The 24,501-nt window shown below is 35.0% G+C and carries 15 protein-coding genes; 11 read left to right on the forward strand and 4 right to left on the reverse strand.

Annotated features, from left to right (window positions below):
- Positions 1-60 precede the first annotated feature (60 nt).
- The 4 genes from ASE21_RS04970 to ASE21_RS04985 all read right to left on the reverse strand — a co-directional run bounded on the left by ASE21_RS04970 (position 61) and on the right by ASE21_RS04985 (position 8,760).
- Positions 61-2,937, reverse strand: a complete 2,877-nt coding sequence (locus ASE21_RS04970) for an alpha-amylase family glycosyl hydrolase (protein ID WP_057121472.1) — start codon at positions 2,935-2,937, stop codon at positions 61-63.
- 83 nt (positions 2,938-3,020) lie between these two features.
- Positions 3,021-4,118 (reverse strand): SusE domain-containing protein, encoded by a 1,098-nt coding sequence (locus ASE21_RS04975; protein ID WP_057121473.1) that lies wholly within the window; start codon positions 4,116-4,118, stop codon positions 3,021-3,023.
- Positions 4,119-4,138: 20 nt separating this feature from the next.
- A complete protein-coding gene (locus tag ASE21_RS04980) occupies positions 4,139-5,743 on the reverse strand; it encodes a RagB/SusD family nutrient uptake outer membrane protein (protein WP_057121474.1) in 1,605 nt (534 codons plus the stop codon).
- 35 nt (positions 5,744-5,778) lie between these two features.
- Positions 5,779-8,760: a SusC/RagA family TonB-linked outer membrane protein gene (locus ASE21_RS04985; RefSeq protein WP_057121475.1), complete on the reverse strand. Its 2,982-nt coding sequence runs from the start codon at positions 8,758-8,760 to the stop codon at positions 5,779-5,781.
- A gap of 235 nt (positions 8,761-8,995) precedes the next feature.
- Between ASE21_RS04985 and ASE21_RS04990 the strand changes: the two genes are divergently transcribed.
- The 11 genes from ASE21_RS04990 to ASE21_RS05040 all read left to right on the forward strand — a co-directional run bounded on the left by ASE21_RS04990 (position 8,996) and on the right by ASE21_RS05040 (position 24,501).
- Positions 8,996-10,027 (forward strand): LacI family DNA-binding transcriptional regulator, encoded by a 1,032-nt coding sequence (locus tag ASE21_RS04990; RefSeq protein WP_057121476.1) that lies wholly within the window; start codon positions 8,996-8,998, stop codon positions 10,025-10,027.
- A gap of 177 nt (positions 10,028-10,204) precedes the next feature.
- The gene (locus tag ASE21_RS04995) at positions 10,205-11,719 is read left to right on the forward strand and encodes an MFS transporter (protein WP_057121477.1); all 1,515 of its coding nucleotides are present in this window, start codon (positions 10,205-10,207) and stop codon (positions 11,717-11,719) included.
- Positions 11,712-12,371 (forward strand): beta-phosphoglucomutase, encoded by a 660-nt coding sequence (pgmB, locus tag ASE21_RS05000; RefSeq protein ID WP_057121478.1) that lies wholly within the window; start codon positions 11,712-11,714, stop codon positions 12,369-12,371. Before ASE21_RS04995 ends, pgmB begins: the two co-directional genes overlap by 8 nt.
- 189 nt (positions 12,372-12,560) lie before the next feature.
- Positions 12,561-14,864, forward strand: a complete 2,304-nt coding sequence (locus ASE21_RS05005; protein ID WP_057121479.1) for a glycoside hydrolase family 65 protein — start codon at positions 12,561-12,563, stop codon at positions 14,862-14,864.
- A gap of 27 nt (positions 14,865-14,891) precedes the next feature.
- Positions 14,892-17,006, forward strand: coding sequence for a glycoside hydrolase family 97 protein (locus tag ASE21_RS05010; RefSeq protein ID WP_057121480.1), 2,115 nt, complete (start codon positions 14,892-14,894; stop codon positions 17,004-17,006).
- A gap of 186 nt (positions 17,007-17,192) precedes the next feature.
- Complete coding sequence (locus tag ASE21_RS05015; protein WP_057121481.1) at positions 17,193-17,735, forward strand: hypothetical protein; 543 nt, start codon at positions 17,193-17,195, stop codon at positions 17,733-17,735.
- Positions 17,736-17,760: 25 nt separating this feature from the next.
- Positions 17,761-19,635 carry a glycoside hydrolase family 13 protein gene (locus ASE21_RS05020; RefSeq protein WP_057121482.1) on the forward strand — a complete coding sequence of 625 codons (1,875 nt, stop codon included), beginning with the start codon at positions 17,761-17,763 and terminating at the stop codon, positions 19,633-19,635.
- 248 nt (positions 19,636-19,883) lie between these two features.
- Entirely contained in the window at positions 19,884-21,551 is a 1,668-nt protein-coding gene (locus tag ASE21_RS05025) for an alpha-amylase family glycosyl hydrolase (RefSeq protein WP_057121483.1), read from the forward strand.
- A gap of 230 nt (positions 21,552-21,781) precedes the next feature.
- Positions 21,782-22,459 carry a glycerophosphodiester phosphodiesterase gene (locus ASE21_RS05030; RefSeq protein ID WP_057121484.1) on the forward strand — a complete coding sequence of 226 codons (678 nt, stop codon included), beginning with the start codon at positions 21,782-21,784 and terminating at the stop codon, positions 22,457-22,459.
- Between the two features lie 178 nt (positions 22,460-22,637).
- Positions 22,638-23,846, forward strand: coding sequence for an NAD(P)/FAD-dependent oxidoreductase (locus ASE21_RS05035; protein WP_057121485.1), 1,209 nt, complete (start codon positions 22,638-22,640; stop codon positions 23,844-23,846).
- 7 nt (positions 23,847-23,853) lie between these two features.
- The gene (locus tag ASE21_RS05040; RefSeq protein WP_057122332.1) at positions 23,854-24,501 is read left to right on the forward strand and encodes an HAD family hydrolase; all 648 of its coding nucleotides are present in this window, start codon (positions 23,854-23,856) and stop codon (positions 24,499-24,501) included.

A 24,501-nucleotide genomic window follows, 5' to 3' on the forward strand; every position in this document is an offset into this window, starting at 1 on the left:
GAACAGCCCTTTCGCATTACTAACCAAACCAAATTTTAATGCCTGAAATATATTTTTAAATTATTTTTTGATAAATTTCATTACCTGAACTTTGTTGTCTCCGTTCGAAGCTTTTACAATATATAAACCTGTCTGTAATTCGCTTACGCCAAATTGAAAATCAGTATTTCCATTTGAATTAAAACTCTTTACTAACTGACCTGAAATTGAATAAATCTGAACTTTTGTAAAAGCAGTATTTAAAGTAAAATAATTTGAAACCGGATTTGGATACAGATTTACTGCAGTTCCTTTTTCAAAATCTTCAATTGCCAGATTTGCTGTTTTATTTCCATAAATTCTATACTCCCCGGCCGATAAACTTATTGCGGCATTTACATCGGTAACATTTATTGTTGTGTTGTCCATTAAATTGTACCAAGTTCCTGTGTATGGAAAACCAGTTGCTACATTTTGGGCTGAAGTGTCAAAATTGGCCAAAATTACTACATCTTTTAATTGTGTAGAAGCTAAACCAGCATTTGTAATTTTAATATTTTGTGTCAATGAATTTGCATTTGTCATTGTTGCAGTTCCTAAAAATACCGGCTCTACAGTTTTAAGGGTTATCATTTTTGCCCAATCGTTATAGATTTTATTACGATTTGAATCTCCTAACCAATTATTCACCCATTGCGGCTGTGGTTTTGTATCTAATTTACAATCTCCTGAAATTGTTGCTGAAGCATCGTTTACTGTTCCATCATTACAAGTATAAATAGATTTTTCCCAGCCTAATTCTCCAAAATGCCAAATCATTTTTGGCCCAGGCACCAATAATGAAACCGCTCCAATTGCAGACATTCTTGACAATGCTGTATTTACTGTTTTTACATTATAAGAACCATTGGAAGCGCCGTATTGAACATTTTTATACATTAAGCGTTCTTCATCATGACTTTCGGCATAACCCATCAAACGATTTGCTGCAAAACCACGATTTGCACTCAGCATTCTCGAAATATTACTGTCAGATGCATACCCCATCGATAACTGATTGTATTGATCTGTCATTTTACCCCACATCATAATTCCTTTGCTTGGGGTTTCAGTAATTCTGTAATCTGCCCATTGCTTTTCTTCAGTGTCAGTTCCTAAATGCTCAAAAATGGTATAATGTGTTGGATCTAAACTCCATGAAAAGTCCGCATATTTTTTTAAAACATCAACTCTATCCTGTTGGTATCCATTTGTACAAGATTCATCAGATGCTGTACAAGCCTGTGTAAATCCTTTCGTTAAATCCCAGCGGAAACCGTCAATTTTGTATTCTTCGATCCATTGTTTAATTACTCTGTTTACATAATACTGTGTTTTAAGGGACTGATGATTAAAATCTTCCCCAACACTGTAAGTATGTTTTGCCACCATATTAAAATAAGGATTTTCAGCCGTAGGAGATCCAAAACCATCTCCATCAGGATCGTTCATCCACATTCTTACCATCGGATTTCTGCCAAAAGCGTGATTTAACGCCACGTCAAGAATAACCGCAATTCCGTTTTGATGAAACACATCAATTAATTCTTTTAGTTTATCAGATGTTCCGTAAAATTTGTCCAAAGCCATATGAAATGAAGTGTTGTAACCCCAGCTTTCATTGCCTTCAAACTCCATCACAGGCATTAATTCGATTGCATTTATTTTAAGATTTTTAAAATATTCTATTTTATCAATTAAACTTTGATAATTACGGGCAGCATCAAAATCACGAACCAAAACTTCATAAACCACTAATTTTTCTTTTGCTGGTTTAGTGAAGTTCGTAACCTGCCAATTATATGGAGTCTGGCCTGTTTTTAAAACCGTAACTTCAAATTGCTGTCCCGCAGGATAAGCAGGCAGATTTGGATAAGAAGCTGCCGGAATTCCCGGATCATCGTATGGAGACAAAACCAAAGTCGAATATGGATCGGCCGTTTTTACTAAAGAGGGAGAATTTGCCAACGGAGTAGCATCTACGACCCAGTATTGATATGTATTATTTACTCCCGAAACTAAACCGGTTAATTCTAACCAGAATTTACCAGAAACAGGGTCCTTTTTCATGGCATACGCCGAAGTTGGCTGCCAGTTATTGAAACTTCCTGCAACGTAAACAAAATCTTTTAAAGGTGCATCTAAAACCAATGTTGCTTTTGTAGCATCCGCAGCATTATAGTTAATTCCGTCAACTAGACCTGCCGGCATTGCCTGAGAAACTGTATTTGGATTTACAATAACCGAAAACTTTTTTACGATGGTAACTGCTCCCTGAGTTACAGTCAATTCATAGTTTTGATTGTTAATAATATTGGTGTGAGAATACGAATAACTCGCAGTACCTGTATTTGTATTAATAACAGTTCCGTTTGCTTTTAAAGAATAACTCGCAGTTCCATTGGTATTGGTTGCTGTGATATTAAAATTAGATCCTGATGAAATAATCGTTGCACTATTTTCTGCCGGAGAAGTTAATGTTACCTGAAAAGATCCTACTTCAACTAAAATGTCCTGAGATTTTTTATCACCTGTTCCGTCTTTTGCTTTTACGAGAAAACCTATTCTTCCTATTCCGTTTCTGCTAAAATATACAGATGGTGTAAAAGTTTTTGTGTAAGTATCTGTACCTGCATTATATGTAAATTTACTGGCTTCGTTTGAGGCTGTCCAAGATCCATTAGACGGACTGTCGGATTGATTTGTATCATTTACATCATAAGACCAGGACCAAAGATACAAAGCATGAGTTGCACTTATTCCCCAAGAAGTTTCATTGACACTGCTGCCATTAATTGTAATAGTAATTGATGTCGTATCATCAAATGCTGCTGGACTTATTGAGTATGTTACCGTTTGCACTTGGGCAGAAACAGCAAAAGACATCAATAAAAAAAGTATAAGTAAAGTTCTTTTCATAATATATAGTGGTTAGCTAAATAGTTAGTTGATTAAAAAAGGGCTATCCTGAGATAGCCCTCTTTAATTATTTAAGAAGTTTATTATTGATTAGGAATCATTAGATAACTTCCGTCTAAATCATTAAAATAAATAACATATTTAGATTTTGATACTGGTATATTATCACCTGTTCCTCCTCCAGAGAAAGGAGTTTTTCCACCCCATGAAACATCCCATGCATCATTAGCTCTAAATTTCATTTCACCATCATTAAGTGAAGTTACACCCAATGACCAAATATGTCCATTGAAAGAAGATTTTACCATTGCAGTAGAAGCATCCCATCCTTTAGAAGTTGCGCTTCCGATAATACCTACTGTTGAGTAAGTTGCAGCACCAGCACCAGCAGCGTAAGGCACTAAAGAATAAGTCAGCTTTTGAACATCCATAGTAAATGTGTAATAACCGTCAGCTGCAATACTGAAGCTGGCAGGATCCGGATCAGATTCTGTTCCTCTATACACTAAGCTTCCACTCGCACCTCCGTACATTGGAGCCCAATTCCCTAAATTTTTGATAGCTTTAAAAGCACCTGCTTTAAAGTATCCTGTAAATTTATATTCGTTAGCATTTGTTCCGCTTCTGAATAAGATTTGGTTTCCTTTATTGTTATCCCAGCCAGAAACAGTTGCGTCTCCAACTAAATACCAGTCATTAAAGTCATAATCTACTTTTCCAACATAAGGAGTTACAGTAATTGAGATTACATTTTTTCCTGTTTGTACAAATCCTCCAGATACATTTGAAGCAATTTTTACATCATACATTGCTGCTATTTCTGGTTTACCTCCAAGATCAATTGCAGCCTGATTTAAATCTTTGGCTAAAATTGAAGCTTCTGTAACATTCGTTGTAGATGCAAGCGTTTTTGCCGTAGTAAAGTCTCCTCCTTTTTTATCAATCAATAGGGTATATTTTATTACTACATTTGTTGAATATTCTGCTGCTGACCAAGTAAATTTAGCCACTTCTTCTTGTGCTTTTTCAACATCCAAAACATAAGTCTGTCCTGTTGCAGGTGCAGTAATTTCTGGTACTTTAACAGAATCCAGAACTGGTCTTTCGTCTACAGCATCAGCGTTACATGAAACCGCTAATACACCAATAAACGCGATTAAAATTTTATAAATATTTTTCATATTACTGTCTTATATAGATATTAGTAACCAGGATTTTGTTTCAAAGTTGGATTTGCCTGAATTGTTTTTGCCGGAATAGGCATTAAATCTCTGTATGATTCTGTAGCAGTACCACTCATAGTACCACCTTTCCACTGCCAGATTTTAGATCCTCCTGTGAATTTACCAAAACGAATTAAATCTGTTCTTCTATGACATTCCCAAAACAATTCTCTTCCTCTTTCTGCCAGGATAAAATCAAGATTTAAATTTGCTGCAGATATTGTAGAGGCTTGCGCTCTTGTTCTAATTTGGTTAATATAACCTACCGCAGTTCCGATATTGGCGGTGCTGGCTCCTCTAACTGCCGCTTCAGCATACATTAAATAAGCATCAGAAATTCTGAAAACAGGGAAATCAGTATCTGGAATGTCAGTTCTTTGAGCTGGCGAACCATCAGATTTTTTGTTGATATACTTTGTTACGGCGTAACCATCTGTAAAAGTTCCAACGTTGTTAATATCTAAAGACTGACCATCTGTGTAGAAAGTTCCTCTTTTATCTGCAGTTGCCGTTACATCAGGGAAAAGGGCTACAAACTCTTTACGAGTTCTGATTCCCTGCCATCCTCCGTCCATACCTCTTGAAGCAGCATCCATGCTTCCTCCAATAGAGGCATGAAGAATAAAACTCATTCCTCCACCAGTTGCTCTAATAGCATTTCCATCACTAACGATTGGGAAAATAACTTCGTTTTGAGCACCATTTTTATCATTATCTGCTGAAAATAAATAAGCATAAGGAACATTTGCAAATGTGTAACCTGAATTAATAATTTCAGTACATAAAGTACCTACTTCATTATTTCTTTCTGTTCCAGTATATACTTTAGAGTTTAGATAAATCTGAGCTAATAGAAATTTAGCTGCAACTTTGTCTATTCTTCCATATTCATTACTTCTTGCATTTGGAAGACTGCTGTCTAAATCTTTTAATTCAGACTCTACAAAAGCAAAAACTTCCGCTCTTGATTTTTGTACCGGATAAAAGAATCCAACTGGATCAGCTTCTGTAGTAATTGGCACATTACCAAATAAATCCATTAAATTAACATAAGAAAAAGCTCTTAAAAAACGTGCCTCAGCTCTAAAAGTGGCAATTTCAGTTTTCAAATTAGCATCAACACCTCTTGCTGTTAATTTCTCATCTGTAGTTTGTCTCAAAAATTCATTTGCTAAACTAATATGATAAGATGCTCTAGAATAAGTTCCATATAAAAACTCATTTTGAGGAGACCATGTTTGTGTATTTAACGTTGGTAAAGTACCATCGGCCCAAGCAATAATCGCTTCGTCTGTTGTAAATTCCTGAGTTACAAAAAGAAGGCGTAAGTAACTGCTAAAATCCCCGCTAAGACCTGCAATGTCAGCCTGTCCGTCACCGTCATTCCCTCCTACATACAAACCAGCATATAGCTTTGCTAATACTTGTTTATAAGATGCCGGATCCTGAAAAAAGGTTTCAGATAAAAATTCATCATCATCCTTTGGCGTAACGTTTAAATCGTCAGTACACGAAGTAAGCGTCATACTTATTCCCAGAATGAATAGGAAGAAATAAGATATATATTTAAATGATATTTTCATTTTGTATGTTTTAAATTTTGTTTTTCAATGTACGATTAGAAACTTGCATTTACTCCAAACAAGAAAGTTCTAGCTCTTGGGTAAACGTTACCATCAATTCCGTTGAATTTCTCCGGATCCAAACCATCATATTTTGTAAGTACAAAAACGTTTTGAACACCTGCTGAGAATCTTAAAGATGCCGCTTTTAATAAAGCTTTATCTAAAGTATAGCCTACAGTCACGTTGTCTAATTTTATAAAAGAAGCATCTTTTACATAATAGTTAGATAAGTAACGCTGTGTTCCGTTATCTTCATATCTAAATCCTGTGTTTAAGTAATCTGAACTTACATTTGACAAATCTGTCTGTCTTCTTAAAGCAGCATCAGAATACCCCATGTTAGAATTTACGTTATCAAAAATGTAATTTCCTAAACTTGCTCTCCAGTTCATTGTAAAATCAAACTTTTTGTAGTTTAATGTAGAGAATAAACCAAATGTGTAATCTGCTGTTGGTTTTTTGTATCTGTAACGATCTGAGGCATCAATTTTACCATCTCCGTTTCTGTCTACATACGCACCAGCAATTGGTCTTTTGTTCGCATCGTATAATTGTTCATAAACAAAGAATGAATTCGGAGCATAACCAACAGTATTGATTAATACTTTATTTCCATTTCCACCTTTAATGTTATCTCCTACTTCATAACCCTGGAAACCTTCAACTGTTTGACCTAAACTTTCAATTTTTTGATCTAAATAAGTAGCATTAACTGCAACATTCCAGGTTAAATTATCTTTTTTGATGATATCAGACTGAAGACTGAACTCAAGACCTTTAGTTCTTAAATCACCAATATTATTAAATCCTTGATTTCTTAAGTTAGCTCCATCTGGAACCAATACATCAGCTAATAAATCAGTTGATTTTTTATCGAAATAGTTAACAGAACCAGTAATTCTATCATTTAAGAATCCAAAATCCACACCGATATTCATCTCTGCTAACTCTTCCCATTTAATATTTTGGTTATATCCTTCTGGTCTAGCTGTTCTGTAAACGACACCATTGAATACATATTGAGTATTAACTGTACCAAGGGTTACTCTTCGTAAATAATCATACTGAGCAGAAATATCCTGCTGACCTGTAGTACCGTAACCTACTCTTAATTTTAAACTTGAAAGTGTTTCGTTATCTTTTAAGAAAGACTCTTCTGCAACATTCCAAGCAAAAGCACCTCCCATAAAGTTACCCCATCTGTTTTCTTCAGAAAAACGTGAAGTTCCGTCTCTTCTGTAGTTTAAAGTCAATAAATATTTACTGTCCCAACCTAAATTCAAACGACCAAAAAATGATTGTAAATTAATATCCGGATCGGTGATAACATCTTCATTTCTTGTAGCAGCAGGTTGTGTAAGCGCTCCCGACTGGTATTTTTCTTTTTGAAACAACTGATAGTTGTAACCAGCTGTAGCATCCAATTTAAGTTTTCCTAAATTTTTGCTGTAAACAAAATATGTATTTAAATTTTTGTTTTGAAGATCATCAGTATAAGTATCATAGTTTCCTAAATTTACCCAGTTTCCATTACTGAATGGGTTTGGCTGATATCCTAAAACACTTTCTGTACTTTGTCTATTGTATCCGCTGCTGTCAAATCTATCAATACCAGCTTCTGCCACAACTCTTAAATCTTCAAAGAAGTGAAATTTATAGTCAACACTAATATTACCCCATTTTCTAGTAGATTTAGATCTTTTATCTTCCTGATTTATTCTCGCAAGCGGGTTTTTAGCAGGTAATAATGCTACGTTTCCGTTTGCTTCTAACCATTCAAAATATCCTCCGTAACGAGAACCTGCCTGATAAGGAGATTGTGTAGGATCAAAACTGATTGCAGAACCAATTACTGCATCTTCATCCTGGAATTGATTTTTGCTGAAAGATAAATTTCCGCTAATATCAATTTTTAAGTGATTATCAAATAAAACCGGATTTAACGATATCGATGTCGTAGTTCTTTCAAAAGAAGTGTTTCTTAAAATTCCAGGATTATCAACATTTCCAACAGATAAACGTACTGGCAATTTATTGAATAAAGCACCGCTCACAGAAATATTATTATTTGTTGTAAGCGCTGTATGGAAGATTTCTTTCTGCCAGTTTGTACTTGCAGTTCCCATTAATGCTTTTTGAGCATCAGATCCCTTTTCATTTACAAAAGCACGGAACTGATCTGCATTTAAAACATCTACTGTATTAGCAACTGTATTTACACCAACCTGAGAACTGAAATTAACTTTTACGCCACCTTTTGTTCCTTTTTTAGTAGTAATTACGATTACACCATTTGCTGCACGAGAACCGTAGATCGCCGCTGCAGAAGCATCTTTAAGAACCGTAAATGATTCAATATCATTAGGATCAATAGTAGACAAAATACTTGTAGCACCACTTGGAACAGCATTACTTAACGGAAGCCCGTCTAAAATAATTAATGGATCGTTTGAAGCACTTAAAGAAGATCCCCCACGAATTCTGATATCTGCTTTTGCTCCTGGAGCTCCTCCTCCAACAACATTTACACCAGCAATTCGCCCTCCAATTAAACTCTCTGGAGTTACATTGATACCTTTATTAAATTCTTTAGATGAAATTTGAGAAACAGATCCTGTTGCGTCTTTTTTCTTAACAGTTCCGTAACCAACTTGTACTACAACTTCTTGAAGCTGGTTTGTATCTTCTTCTAAAGAAACATTTAAAGTTTTTTGTCCGGCGTAATCAATCGTTTGCGTTTTGTATCCAATAAAAGAAACAACGATTTTACTTCCGCTTTTAACATTTGACAGCTGGTAATTACCATCAAATCCGGTAGATGCGCCGCTTGGAGCACCCTGAACATTTACATTTACCCCTGGTATTGGCTGACCTGTTGCTTTATCTACAACAGTCCCGCTTAGAGTGTTTTGAGCTAACACAGTAAACGGCAACAATAGGAATAAAAATAACAACTTTTTGTAAATTGTTTTCATACTTTTTGTTTAAATTAGTTTGAGTTTGTGATTGTTAGTTAAGTTTTTAATTTTACTTCGAATTTCAAAATTAGGAATTTATTAACACGATCGACAGGAGGCAATTTTTATTGGTTTACGAAAACGTGGTAGTGTTGAAAACTTTCTATTTTTTGTAATCTTTTAAGTCAAAAATTGTCAATACCAAAAATATTATACACCTTTATTATCAATTAGATTTTTTCTAAAAACCGCTATGAAACGTAAAATAACCTTAAAACAGATTGCAAAGGAACTTGATGTCTCTATTTCAACTGTCTCAAAATCACTTAGAAACAGCCTTGAAATTGGAGAAGAAACACGTCTGAAAGTGCAGGCTTTTGCAAAGTTTTATAACTATAAACCCAACAATATTGCCCTTAGTTTAAAAAACCGAAAAACCAAAAGTATTGGTATTATCATTCCGGAAATTGTACATTATTTTTTCTCTACCGTAATCAATGGAATTGAGCAGGTTGCAAATGAACATGGCTACAGTGTTGTGATATGTTTATCTGATGATTCGTTTGATAAAGAAGTCTTAAATATGGAAATGCTGGCCAACGGAAGTATTGATGGTTTTATCATGTCTCTTTCCAAAGAAACGCAGTTTAAAGGCGATTTTCACCACATTACTGAGGTCATAAATCAGGGAATGCCTGTTGTTATGTTCGATCGCGTTACCAACGACATTCTATGCGATAAAGTTATTATTGATGATAAAGCAGCGGCATACGAAGCTGTTCAAAGCCTGATTGATAACGGTAGAAAAAAGATTGCCTTAGTTACTACTGTCGATTATGTTAGTGTTGGAAAACTGAGAACCGATGGTTACGAAAAAGCATTATTAGACAACGGATTACCTTTCAACGAAGATTTAATTATTAAAATTGAAGATGTTGATACCTGCGAAATCACAATTAGTCAACTTCTGCATGATCGTGCTTTTGATGCTGTTTTTGCAGTAAATGAGCTTTTTGCGGTGACAATTATCAAAACTGCAAATAAAATGGGACTTAAAGTTCCGGAAGATTTGGCTGTAATTGCTTTTACTGATGGAATCATTTCAAAATATTCAACTCCAAGTATTACAACAGTAAGTCAGAGTGGAGAAAAAATGGGAAATAAAGCTGCCAAAATGCTTATAGAAAGGCTGGAAGCAGAACATGACGATGACGAAGAAGAAAACGAAAACTATACTACAGAAGTTATTGAAACACATTTGATAAAAAGAGAATCTACTGATTAATTTTCTTAAAATCAACACTTTCTAAAGCCATAAAAAATATTTATGGCTTTTTTATTAGCATAAATAAAAAAATAAATACTACTTTTACGCCCGTCAAGGCTTTTACTTTTACTTCGAAAAAACAGTAAGTTTTGATAAGCAAAGCGCTTATCGTATAATTTTTCATAAATTACGATAATGGAAAAGCGTAAATTAAGTTTCTGGGAAATTTGGAACATGAGTTTCGGTTTCTTGGGAATACAGTTTGGTTTTGCATTGCAAAATGCAAACACTTCAAGAATTTTTGAAACCCTTGGTGCCCAAATAGATGAAATTCCAATTTTATGGATTGCTGCGCCGGTTTCAGGTTTAATTATTCAGCCCGTTATTGGTTATTTCAGTGACAGAACATGGACACGTTTAGGAAGACGCCGCCCTTATTTTTTAGTTGGCGCTATTTTATCTTCTATTGCATTATTCATTATGCCAAACTCTCCTACTTTATGGATTGCGGCAGGAACTTTATGGATAATGGATGCATCGATAAATGTTTCGATGGAACCTTTTCGAGCTTTTGTTGGCGATAATTTACCAGACCACCAGCGTGCATTAGGTTTTGTAATGCAGAGTTTTTTCATTGGTACCGGAGCTGTTGTAGGTTCTGTTTTACCTTATCTTTTCACAAATGTTTTTGATGTCAGCAACGTTGCACCAAAAGGAATTATTCCGGATGCCGTAAAATGGTCTTTTTATATTGGCGGGATTGTTTTTCTACTTTCCGTTTTATGGACTGTTTTTAAAACAACTGAATATACTCCCGAAGAACTTCATGCATTTGAAGCTAACAGCAAAAAAGATTCTGAAAATGTTTCTGTAAATTCAGGATCAGGTGTTACGATCAAAAAGCAATTATTTTTAGGATTAGTATTTGCATTTATTGGCGGACTTGTTTCATTTTTAATTTTTGAGAACAACCTGGCAAAAGAACTCTATATTTTATTTATCGGATTGATTTTCATGGGCGTATTGTTCATCATTACATCACAATTACGAACTAAAAATGTTCAAAATGGTTTTACCATAATCATGACCGATTTATTGAACATGCCAAGAACAATGCAAAAACTGGCCTGGGTACAGTTTTTTTCCTGGTTTGCGCTTTTCTCTATGTGGATTTATACTACACAAGCTGTTACACAACATATTTTTGGCACAACAGATACAACTTCAAAAGTATACAATGATGCTGCTGACTGGGTTTCTGTTTTATTTACTGTTTATAACGGAATCGCTGCCGCTGTAGCTTTCTTACTGCCAATCGTTGCGAAAAAAGTAGGCGTTAGAGCAACACATTTATTAGCACTTTGTGCCGGAGGTGTTGGTTTAATTTCAATTTATTTCATAAGCGATAAGCAAATGCTTCTCCTTCCTATGGTTGGTGTCGGAATTGCGTGGGCCAGTATTTTATCTATGCCTTACGCAATGCTTTCTGGTGCTTTACCAGCTGCAAAAATGGGTTATTATATGGGTGTTTTCAACTTTTTTGTAGTAATCCCTCAAATTGTGGCCGCAACAATATTAGGGTTTGTTGTAAAACAATTTTTTAACAATGAACCTATTTACGCCTTAATAATTGGAGGTGTATCGATGATATTTGCAGGATTACTTACGCTTAGAGTAAATAGCAGAACTAAAATTGAAATTCATGAATAATAAAAAAGCATTCATCTTCGATCTTGACGGAGTGATCGTAGATACCGCTAAATATCACTTTTTAGCGTGGCAGAAAATTGCACAATCTCTAAATATAAATTTTACGCATGAGGACAACGAACTATTAAAAGGCGTAAGCCGTATTCGGTCGTTGGATATTATACTTGGATTAGGAAATGTTCAGGCTTCGCAGGAAAACAAGGACAAATGGTTAATTCAAAAAAACGAAGATTACTTATCTTATTTAGTTGACATGGACGAAAGCGAGATTCTTCCTGGAGTTTTAAAAATTCTAAAGCTATTAAAAGATAAAAACCAGGGAATTGCATTGGGTTCTGCCAGCAAAAATGCAAGACCAATTTTAGAAAAAACAGGCATCATTTCGTATTTCGATGTAATTGTTGACGGAAATGACGTTACAAACGCAAAACCAGATCCTGAAGTTTTCTTAAAAGCGGCTCAATTATTAAATATTGATCCAAAAAATTCAATTGTATTTGAAGATTCTGTTGCCGGAATTCAGGCAGCAAATATCGCAGAAATGGTAAGTGTTGGAATTGGTGAGGAAACAATTTTACATGAGGCTGATTTCATTTTTAAAGATTTCACTGAAATAGATGAAAACTTTATTAACGGATTAATAAGTCAATAAGAAAATGTGATAATTAGAAAATGAATCAATAGATACTTTTTCTAATTATTAATAAATAATCAATCAAAAAGTAAAATCGTAAAACAATCACAATTATATAATTAGAACTAAAAAGTCAAACCATAATTATCAAATCACCCATTGACAAATTATCTAATTATCTAATTGCCAAATTATCTCATTAAACAAATGAATCAAGATTATATAAAACCAGACAATTGGTCGGTTATAGAAGAGGGATTTGATGCCGAAAGAGTAAAATCATCGGAAAGTCTGTTCAGTATTGGAAACGGTGCTATGGGACAGCGTGCGAATTTTGAAGAAACATATTCCGGTGAAACTTTTCAGGGAAGTTATATTGCCGGAATTTATTATCCGGACAAAACAAAAGTGGGCTGGTGGAAAAACGGTTATCCGAAATATTTTGCCAAAGTATTAAATGCTCCAAACTGGATTGGAATTGACGTTATAATCAACGAAGAAAATCTGGATCTGAATACTTGTACCGAAGTCAGAAATTTCCGCAGAGAATTGAATATGAAAGAAGGATGGTACAACCGTTCTTTTGAAGCCGTTCTTAAAAACGGAACTGAAATTGCTGTAAATGTCCGTCGTTTTCTTTCTTTGGATTTGGATGAAGCGGGAGTAATTAAATTTGATATTACGCCTTTAAACAAAGATGCAAAAATTGTATACAAGCCTTATATCGATGCCGGTGTGACCAATGAAGATGCAAACTGGGAAGAAAAATTCTGGGAACCGCTCGAAGTAAAAAAAGGTACAAATGAAGCTTTTGTAACAGCGCAGACTTTTAAAACGCATTTTAAAGTTACGACTTTCATGCACAATACGATTTTTGCAAATGGTGAAAATATTCACGTTTCTCCTTCAACAATCGATTCAAATTCAGAAAAAGTTCAATATACGTACGGAACTATTATTGCAAAAGGACAAACCTCAACGATCCAGAAAATTGGTGGTTATACCGTTTCTTTAAACCACGAAAACACTTTAGCAGCAGCAGAAAAAGTAATTAAGGCTGCCGTTAATTCAGGATACGAAACTTTATTGGATAAGCAAATCGACGCCTGGGCAAAAATCTGGGAAATGTCGGATATTACTATTGAAGGCGATGTAAAAGCACAGCAGGGAATCCGTTTCAACATTTTCCAATTGAACCAAACGTATTCCGGAAAAGACAGCCGTTTAAACATTGGACCAAAAGGATTTACCGGAGAAAAATACGGCGGATCAACATATTGGGACACGGAAGCATATTGTATTCCATTTTATATGGCTACTAAAGATCAGCAGGTTGCCAGAAACTTATTGACATACCGTTACAATCAACTGGATAAAGCGATTGAAAATGCGAAAGACAATTTAGGTTTCAAAAATGGCGCTGCATTGTATCCAATGGTAACCATGAATGGTGAAGAATGTCACAACGAATGGGAAATCACACACGAAGAAATCCACAGGAATGGAGCGATTGCTTTTGCGATTTACAACTATTACCGTTATACGGGAGATTACTCTTATATCCCGGAAAAAGGATTAGAAGTTTTAATCGGAATTGCGCGTTTCTGGCATCAGAGAGCTTCTTTTTCTAAAGACAAAAATCAGTATGTAATTCTTGGCGTAACTGGTCCAAACGAATACGAAAATAACATCAACAATAATTTCTACACCAATTATATTGCAAAATGGTGTATTGATTTTGCTGCAGATCAAATCAATAAAGTGGCACTGGAATACCCGGCTGACCACAAACGTATTTTTGAAAAAGTAAATCTTTCTTCTGAAGAAGTTAAAGAATGGAAAAAAGTTGCCGATAATATGTATTTCCCGGTTTCAAAAGAACTTGGAATTTATTTACAGCAAGACGGCTTCTTAGACAAAGATTTGGTTCCGGTAAAAGATTTGGACCGTTCGCAAAGACCAATTAATCAAAAATGGTCATGGGATCGTGTTTTACGTTCGCCATACATCAAACAAGCCGATGTTTTACAAGGTTTCTATTTCTTCGAAGATCATTTTTCAAGAGAAGAATTAGAGCGTAATTTTGACTTTTATGAGTCATTTACGGTTCATGAAAGTTCACTTTCACCTTGCGTGCACTCCATTCAGGCTGCGCTTTTGGACAAAATGGATATGGCTTATACTTTCTATTTAAGAACGTCTCGTCTGGATTTGGACGATTATAACAAAGAAGTAGAAGAAGGCTGTCATATCACATCAATGGCCGGAACCTGGATGAGTATCGTAGAAGGTTTTGGCGGAATGCGTGTTAAAAACGATCAGCTTCATTTCTCACCGAAAATCCCAAAAGAATGGAAAGGCTATTCTTTTAAAATCAATTTCAGAAATCAGATTTTGAAAGTAGCTGTAAATCATGACGAAACGACTTTTACAGTAGACGGCGATCAAGATTTAACAATTGTAGTTAACGGAAATCCTGTAATTGCAAGTAAATTTGTACAAATAAACTAAATTACAATACACTTAAAACTTAAAAACATGAAAAACTTATTTTTCGCAAGTTTAGTTCTGTTTGCGGTTAGCACGATTGCTAAAGCGCAGCAATTAAAATCTCCCGAAGGCAAGTTCGTAATGGAATTTTCGCTTCAAAGCGATGGAACTCCAACTTACAATTTAAAATACAAAAATAAAGAGGTTGTAAAAACCAGTAAATTAGGTCTTGAGTTAAAAGACGACAAAAAATCTTTACTAAACGATTTTACAATTGCTGATACTAAAACTTCAACTTTTGACGAAACCTGGAAACCAGTTTGGGGAGAAGTTGATAACATCAGAAATCACTACAACGAACTGGCTGTTACTTTAAACCAAAAAAGTACTGACAGACAAATTATAATTCGTTTTCGTTTGTTTGATGACGGCTTAGGATTTAGATATGAATTCCCGGCTCAAAAGAATCTTACTTACTTTGTAATCAAAGAAGAAAGATCTCAATTTGCCATGACTGGAGATCATACTGCCTTTTGGATTCCGGGAGATTATGATACTCAGGAATACGATTACACAAAATCTAAACTATCTGAAATTAGAGGTTTATCTCAAAAAGCATATACGGCAAACGTTTCTCAAAAGTCTTTTTCGCCAACAGGAGTTCAGACTTCTTTAATGTTGAAAACAAATGAAGGAATCTACATCAATCTCCACGAAGCGGCCTTGATCAATTATTCTTGCATGCACTTAAATCTGGACGATAAAAACATGGTTTTCGAATCTTGGCTAACGCCGGATGCAAAAGGTGACAAAGGTTATATGCAGGCACCTAGTCACTCGCCATGGAGAACGATTATGGTAAGTGATGACGCGAGAGAAATCTTAGCTTCAAAAATGACTTTAAACTTAAACGATCCTTCAAAAATTGATGATACTTCGTGGATTAAACCTGTAAAATATGTTGGTGTTTGGTGGGAAATGATTACAGGAAAAAGCTCTTGGTCCTATACAAACGATTTCCCAACGGTACAATTGGGAGTTTCTGATTTCTCAAAAGCAAAACCAAGCGGAACACACGGAGCAAACAATGCTAACGTAAAAAAATACATTGATTTTGCTGCTGCAAATGGTTTCGATGCTGTTTTGGTTGAAGGCTGGAATGAAGGCTGGGAAGACTGGTTTGGACATTCTAAAGATTATGTTTTTGATTTCCTAACACCTTACCCTGATTTTGATGTAAAAGGTTTACACGAATACGCAAAATCTAAAGGGGTAAAAATCATTATGCACCATGAAACTTCTGGTTCTGTTCGTAACTATGAGCGCCACATGGACAAAGCATATCAATTCATGAAAGACAATGGATATGATGCTGTAAAAAGCGGTTACGTTGGAGATATTTTGCCTCGCGGTGAAAATCATTACGATCAATGGATTGTAAACCACTATCAATACGCAATCGAAAAAGCAGCTGATTATAAAATTATGGTGAATGCTCATGAAGCAGTACGCCCAACAGGAATCTGCAGGACTTATCCTAATTTAATTGGAAACGAAGCAGCAAGAGGAACAGAATATCAGGCTTTTGGAGGTTCAAAACCAAATCACGTTACAGTATTGCCATTTACAAGATTAATCGGTGGTCCAATGGATTATACACCTGGAATCTTCGAAATGGATATCAGCAAAATGAATCCGGATAACAAATCGCATGTAAACAGTACAATTTGCAACCAATTGGCATTGTATGTTACGATGTACAGTCCGTTACAAATGGCGGCTGATACTCCGGAAAACTACAACCGTTTTCCAGATGCTTTCCAATTCATTAAAGATGTAGCGGTTGACTGGTCAGAAAGTAAATATATCGAGGCTGAACCTGGAGATTTTATCACCGTTGCCCGTAAAGCAAAAGGAACAAACAACTGGTTCGTTGGAAACGTAAACGGAGAAACTTCTCGTACGTCAAACATCGATTTCAGTTTCCTTGAAAAAGGCAAAAAATATACTGCAACAATTTATGCTGATGCAAAAGATGCGCACTACAAAACAAATCCGCAGGCTTATACAATCAAGAAAATTGCTGTGACAAACAAATCAAAATTATCGCAATTATCTGCTCCCGGAGGAGGATATGCAATAAGTATTATTGAAACCAAATAACACCCTAAAAGGCAAGTAATCCTCCCCAAGATTGCTTGTCTTTTTTTCTAAAGTCTACACAACCTGCAAGGTTTTTAAAACCTTGTAGGTTTAAATACACTTGAAGTTTATCTATAAATTACTTCAAGCTATACCTACAAGGTTTTGAAAACCTTGCGGAAGAATAATTTTTCAGTAATTCAGATTATGAAAAAATCATTTACAATAATCATTTCAAGTTTATTTCTTTTAAGTTGTGATAAAAAAGAGAAAACTTTTGATTCGCTAGAATATTCTTTTGGAGGAACATTTAGTGAAGTTTATTCTCTTAAATTTACCGACAATGATACTGTTTATGTATATCAAGAATGGATTGCGAAAGATTTTGACGACAGTATTTCTGATCCAAAAAGCAAAACACAATATTATGGAATTATGAATTCTGAAGAAAAACTAAAACTATATAATTATATAGAAAAAGTCAATCTCTTTAAATATAAATCAGAATACTACAAAAATTATACTGATGGAAGTTGTTATGCAATTTCTGTAAAAAAAGACAATAAAAGCAAAACAATATTTGCTCATAGCCATGAAACTCCGAAAGAGATTGATTCAATTGCAGGATGGATAAATAAAGTCAAGAAAAACCTTCATTTAAAGAAGACTAAAAAACATCTTATTTATAAAACTTCAGATTCCGTTTTTCCACCACCACCGCCTCCTCCGATAAAAAACATCAACAATTAAATCTTCATTAATTAAAATACGAATTATGAATATCCAAAAAACATACTTTACTACAAACCACATTTTCTATAAACTAATTCTTTTAGTTCTCCTGTTTTCCGCTTCCGCAAAAGCGCAAATCCAAAAAGTAGAACCACCTTTCTGGTACGCCGGAATGAAAAATCCGGAACTGCAGATTATGTTTTACGGAAAAAACATTGCACAATACGAGGCTTCGGTTTCTAATAATGTTTCAATTAAAAATATAGAAAAAACTGAAAATCCGAATTACGTTTTCATTACCATCGACACACAAAATCTTAAAGCATCAGAACTTGTTTTTTCCTTTAAATTGAAAAACAAAGTTGCTTTCACTCAAAAATATTCTCTTAAAGAAAGAAGAGCCAATTCTGCCGACAGAAAAAGTTATGACGCATCAGACATGATGTATTTAATTATGCCGGATCGTTTTGCTAACGGAAATCCGAAAAACGACAGCGATCCTATTTTAACTGAAAAAGGAAACCGCGCAGAACCAGGTGGACGTCACGGCGGAGATATCGAAGGAATTATCAAAAACTTAGATTATATTTCGTCTCTTGGTGCAACGACAATCTGGAGCACGCCTTTATGCGAAGACAACGACAAACAGCATTCGTACCATACGTACGGACAATCGGACGTTTATAAAATTGATCCGCGTTACGGAACCAATGACGATTACGCACGCTTATCTGCAGAAATGCACAAAAAGAACCTAAAACTGGTTATGGATTATGTAACCAATCACTGGGGAATTACACATTGGATGATTAAAGACCTGCCAACAAAATCATGGATTAATCAATTTGAAAACTATACTCAAACGCACCACAGACGTGAGGTTATTACAGATATTCATGCTTCAAAAACAGATCAGGAAGTTTGTGTTGATGGTTGGTTTGTGCCTTCTATGCCTGATTTGAACTTAAGAAATCCGCTTGTTGCGAAATACTTAACGCAAAATGCCATTTGGTGGATTGAATTTGCTAATCTTGATGGTTTTCGTGTAGACACTTATAATTATTCGGATAAAACTGCAATGGCAAATTGGGCAAAAGCGATTACAGATGAATATCCGAATTTTAATATTGTTGGAGAAATCTGGATGCACAATCAGGCGAATTTATCGTTTTGGCAGAAAGACAGTAAAATTGGAGCGATTGAAAACTACAATTCAAACCTTCCTAGTGTTATGGATTTTACGCTTCAAAGTCAGGTGACTTCGGCATTCAACGAAGACGAACCAAACTGGGACAGCGGATTGATTAAATTCTACAACAATTTTGCTATGGATTATTTATATCCAAACACCAATAACATTTTGGTTTTTGCAGAAAATCATGATACCGATCGTATGAATGATAAATTTAAATATGATCTTCCGAAATACAAATTGGCGATGACTTTATTGGCTACCGTTCGCGGAATTCCACAAGTTTATTACGGTTCAGAAATTGGAATGGGCGGAGATAAGAGCAAAGGTGATGCTGATATTCGTCAGGATTTCCCAGGCGGATGGGCTGGAGATAAAAACAATGCTTTCACAAAAGAAGGAAGAACAGCACAACAAGCCGCTTATTTTGATTTCACTTCAAAATTATTCAATTGGAGAAAAACAAACGAAGCCGTTCACTTCGGAAAAATGACACATTACATTCCGGAAAACAATACTTATGTGTATTTCAGATATACAGATGCAAAAACCGTAATGGTGGTTTTCAATAACAATGCAAAAGAGCAAGTTGTAAAAACAAACCGTTTTAAAGAAAATATCAAAAACTTTAAATCAGGAAAAGATGTTATCACCGGAAAAACATTTGATTTAAGTTCTGAAATTACTTTGGAACCAAAATCGGCAGTTGTTTTAGAGTTAGAATAAACACAAAGATATTCCGTAGAGACGCACAGCAGTGCGTCTAACACAACGTGTATCCGTAACGAATATTCAAACACATAGACAATTGGACGTGAGACGTACTGCGGTGCGCCTCTACAATTTGTACTAATTAATATTTTTAGCCACAGATTAAAGGATTATCACAGATTTAAAAATCATTTTAATCCTTTAATCTGTGGCTTTCATTTTTGAGAATAGATTTTAATAATACTTTGTTAAATCCAAAATAAATGAAAAAATACGCTATCCTTTCTTTATCTTTAGTATTCATAATTATGGGTTGTTCTGGCTCAAAATCAGTTTCAATGAATAAAGACAATACTTCGAAAACACCTTTCGTTTGGGAAGGCGCAAATGTTTATTTTTTACTTACAGACCGTTTTTACAACGGAGATAAATCCAACGACATCAACTTTAACCGAACTAAAACTCCCGGCAAACTCCGCGGATTTGAAGGTGGTGACATTATCGGAATTACCAAAAAAATCGACGAAGGTTATTTTGATAAACTCGGGATTAATGCAATTTGGCTTACGCCGATTGTAGAACAGATTCACGATGGTGTTGACGAAGGAACTGGGTTGAGTTATGGATTTCACGGTTATTGGGCAAGAGACTGGACGGCTTTAGATCCAAACTTCGGGACAAAAGAAGATCTTGCCAATCTGGTAAAAAAAGCACACGAACACGGCATCAGAATTGTTTTAGATGGCGTAATCAATCATACGGGACCAGTAACTCCAGAAGATCCCGTTTGGCCCTCTGACTGGGTTCGTACCGGAATTGTCTGCGATTATAAATCTTTCGAAAACACAACAATGTGTACTTTGGTAGAAAATCTTCCGGATGTAAAAACCGAAAGTACGCAAAACGTTGAACTTCCTCCTTTTTTAATTGAAAAATGGAAAAAAGAAGGCCGTTACGAAAAAGAAATTGCCTCTCTCGATGCATTCTTCAAAAGAACGGGATATCCGAGAAGTCCGAAATATTATATCATAAAATGGCTTACCGATTACATTACCGAATTCGGAATTGACGGTTACCGTGCCGATACTGTAAAACATACAGAAGAAGGCGTTTGGTCCGATTTTAAGAAAGAATGCGAATACGCTTTCGCGAATTGGAAACAACATCACCCGCTTCAGGTTTTAGATCAGAATCCGTTTTATACGATTGCAGAAGTTTACGGTTATGGAATCACCGGTGGTCAGGATTATGATTTTGGAGACCGAAAAGTCAATTATTTTCAAAATGGCTTCAACAGCATGATCAATTTTGAGTTTAAATGGAATGCCGGACAAAGCGATTATGAAACTTTATTTTCAAAATATTCGAATCATTTACAGAATGAATTAAAAGGTTATTCTGTTCTTAATTATGTGTCTTCACACGACGACGGACAGCCTTTTGATGCCTATCGCGTAAAAGGTTTCGAAGCCGGAACGAAATTGTTGCTTTCTCCCGGAATGGCTCAGGTTTATTATGGAGACGAATCGAATCGTTCTTTGGTAATTGAAGGAACTCAGGGCGACGCGACTTTGCGTTCGAATATGAATTGGGACGATATTCAGAACAACCCTGAGACACAAAGAATGCTTTGGCACTGGCAGAAATTAGGTCAGTTTAGACGAAACCATCCTGCCGTTGGTGCCGGAATCCATTCGAAAATTGAAAGTGAACATTACGTCTTTTCAAGAACTTATTCTCATGAATCCTTTACAGATAAAGTGATAATTGGTTTGGATTTACCGGAAGGAAAAAAAGAACTTCCGGTAAGTTCAATTTTCGAAAACGGAACGAAAGTAAAAGATTGCTTTTCTGATCAGGAAACTGAAGTTATGGATGGAAAAGTAATTATAGATAGTAAATACGGAATTGTTTTACTGGAGAAAATTTAAACTTAAAGTTTTTTGCCACAGATTATTTGGATCAAAAGGATTTTTCTTTAGCCACTAATTTCATGAATTTTCACTAATTAATTCTATTATTAAAATTTGTGAAATTCATGAAATTCGTAGCAAACAAATCTGTGTTAATCTCTTTAGTCTGTGGCAAAATATTTTTAATAAATTCTTTGCAAACCTTGTATAAAACTTTGCGACCTTTGCGGTTAAATAATTTCTAGAAAATGCTAAAAATAGCACACAGAGGCGCAAAAGCATATGAACCTGAGAACACGCTAAAAGCTTTTCAAAAAGCCTTAGACTTAAATGCTGACGGAATCGAACTTGACGTTCACCTTAGTGCTGACGGACATGTTATTGTAATTCACGATGAAACTATCGATAAAATGACCAATGGAAAAGGAGCCGTAAATTCATTTTCTTTATCCGAATTAAAGTCTTTCCGCATTGCCGATCAATATGAAATTCCAACTTTAAAAGAAGTTTTTGATCTTGTCAATAAAAAATGTTTTATCAATATTGAATTAAAAAATGCCGATACTTTAACCAAAGTCGTTTCATTAATCCATGAATATATTTCCGATAAAAAATGGAATTACGAGCACTTTATTGTTTCAAGTTTTGACTGGAATGCTTTACAGCAAGTGCATAATTTAGATTCAAAAATCCCGATTGGCGTATTAACAGAAACCAATCTGCATTTGGCTGTGGCTTTCGCCGAAACCATAAAAGCAAAAGCCATTCATCCGTATTATCATTTATTGAATAAGGAAAACACAAAAGCCATTCAGGAAAAAGGATTTCTAGTTTTACCGTGGACGGTAAATATTGAAGAAGACATTCAAAAAATAAAAAGTTATAAAGTAGACGGAATCATTACTGATTTTCCAAATAAAATATAATATTTATCAGCTACAGATTTCACAGATTAAAAGGATTTTTTCTTTAGCCACGAATTACACAAATTTCCACGAATTAATTTATTCATGCTTAAATTTGTAAAATCTGTGTAAATCATTTTAATCTGTGGCAAAAAAAATTAGTGCCAATTCGTGAAATTCGTGGCAACCAAAAATAATTATGATTAAAAATTTCGACATAATAATCGTTGGCGGAGGTGCCGCAGGATTTTTTACGGCGATTAATATTGCTGAAAAAAATCCGAAACTAAAAATCGCCATTTTAGAAAGAGGAAAAGAAGTACTTTCTAAAGTCCGTGTTTCCGGAGGCGGACGATGCAACGTTACGCACGCCTGTTTTGAACCGAATGAATTAGTAAAATTCTATCCTCGAGGCGAAAAAGAACTCCGCGGGCCTTTTCATCAATTTTGTTCCGGCGATACAATTGAATGGTTTGAGAAACACGGTGTTGAACTTAAAATTGAAGACGACGGAAGAATGTTTCCCGTTTCAAATTCATCACAAACCATAATTGATTGTTTCTTAAAAGCAACCGAAAAATTAGGTATAAAAGTATTGACTGGGCAAAGTGTTCAGTCCATTTTTAAGAAAGAAAACCATTGGAAAATTGATACACAAAGTGAAAATTACACTTGTGAAAAATTAGTAATGGCAACCGGAAGCAATCCTAAAATTTGGGAAATGCTTCAGGAACAAGGTCACGCCATTGTAAGCCCTGTTCCTTCCCTATTTACTTTCAACATCAAAGATTCCCGAATTAAAGAATTACCCGGCGTTGCAGCACAAGTTACAGTCAATGTAAAAGATACAAAATTAGAATCGACAGGACCTTTGTTAATTACGCATTGGGGAATGAGCGGCCCTGCAATCTTAAAACTTTCGGCATGGGGCGCGAGGATTTTACACGATAAAAATTATCAGTTTACGATTTTTATAAATTGGCTCAATGATGTTGACACAGAAGACGCAGAAAAAATCCTCAAAGATTTAAAGCAAGAACATGCTAAAAAAGCAGTCTCTAAAAAATCTCCTTTTGATTTTCCAAATCGTTTATGGGAAAGTCTGGTTTTGGCTTCGGATATTAATGAAGAAACCAAATGGGCTGATTTATCTAAAAATCAATTGCAAAATCTGGCTTTACAACTTACAAAAGCAAAATTTCAGGTAAACGGAAAAAGTACTTTTAAAGAAGAATTTGTAACCGCGGGCGGAATCGATTTAAAGGAAATCAATTTTAAAACCATGGAAAGCAAAATTCACCTTAACCTTTATTTTGCTGGTGAAATTGTTAATATTGATGCTATTACCGGAGGTTTTAATTTTCAAAATGCCTGGACAAGCGGCTTTATTGTGGCAAATAATATTTAAGAATAAAATGAAATTTAAAGGAATTATTTTTGATTTAGACGGAACATTAGTCAATTCATTACACGATATTTCAGATGCAATGAATGTTGTTTTAACGGGTTTAAATCACCCCACTCATACTTACGAAACCTATCAATATTTTATCGGAAGCGGTTTACGAAATCTGGTCAGTAAAGCGTTGCCTGAAACACATAATTCTGACGAACAAATCGAAATTTGTTTTGATTGTATGATCAACGAATATCGAAAAATCTGCACTTTAAAAACAAAACCTTACGACGGCATTTTAGATCTACTAAATAATCCGGCTTTGGAAAATATCAAAATGGCTGTTTTTTCTAATAAAGCAGATGAATTGACGAAGAAAATAGTTTCAGAAATATTTCCTCAACAATTTGATGAAGCGGTTGGTTTAAGCACGGAAGAACTGAAAAAACCAAATCCGTTTGAGGCTTTGGCGATTAGTAAAAAATGGAATTTAAGTCCGGAAGAAGTGCTTTTTGTAGGCGATTCCGATATTGATATGCAGACGGCAGTCAATGCTAATATGTTTCCTGTTGGGGTTACCTGGGGTTACCGGACCGAAGAAGAATTGAAACAACACGGTGCAAAAGTCGTGATTCATAAAGCTTCGGAATTAATTGAAATTTTATAA

Origin of the sequence: Flavobacterium sp. Root901 (genome assembly GCF_001429765.1) — a bacterium.
Lineage (GTDB): Bacteria > Bacteroidota > Bacteroidia > Flavobacteriales > Flavobacteriaceae > Flavobacterium.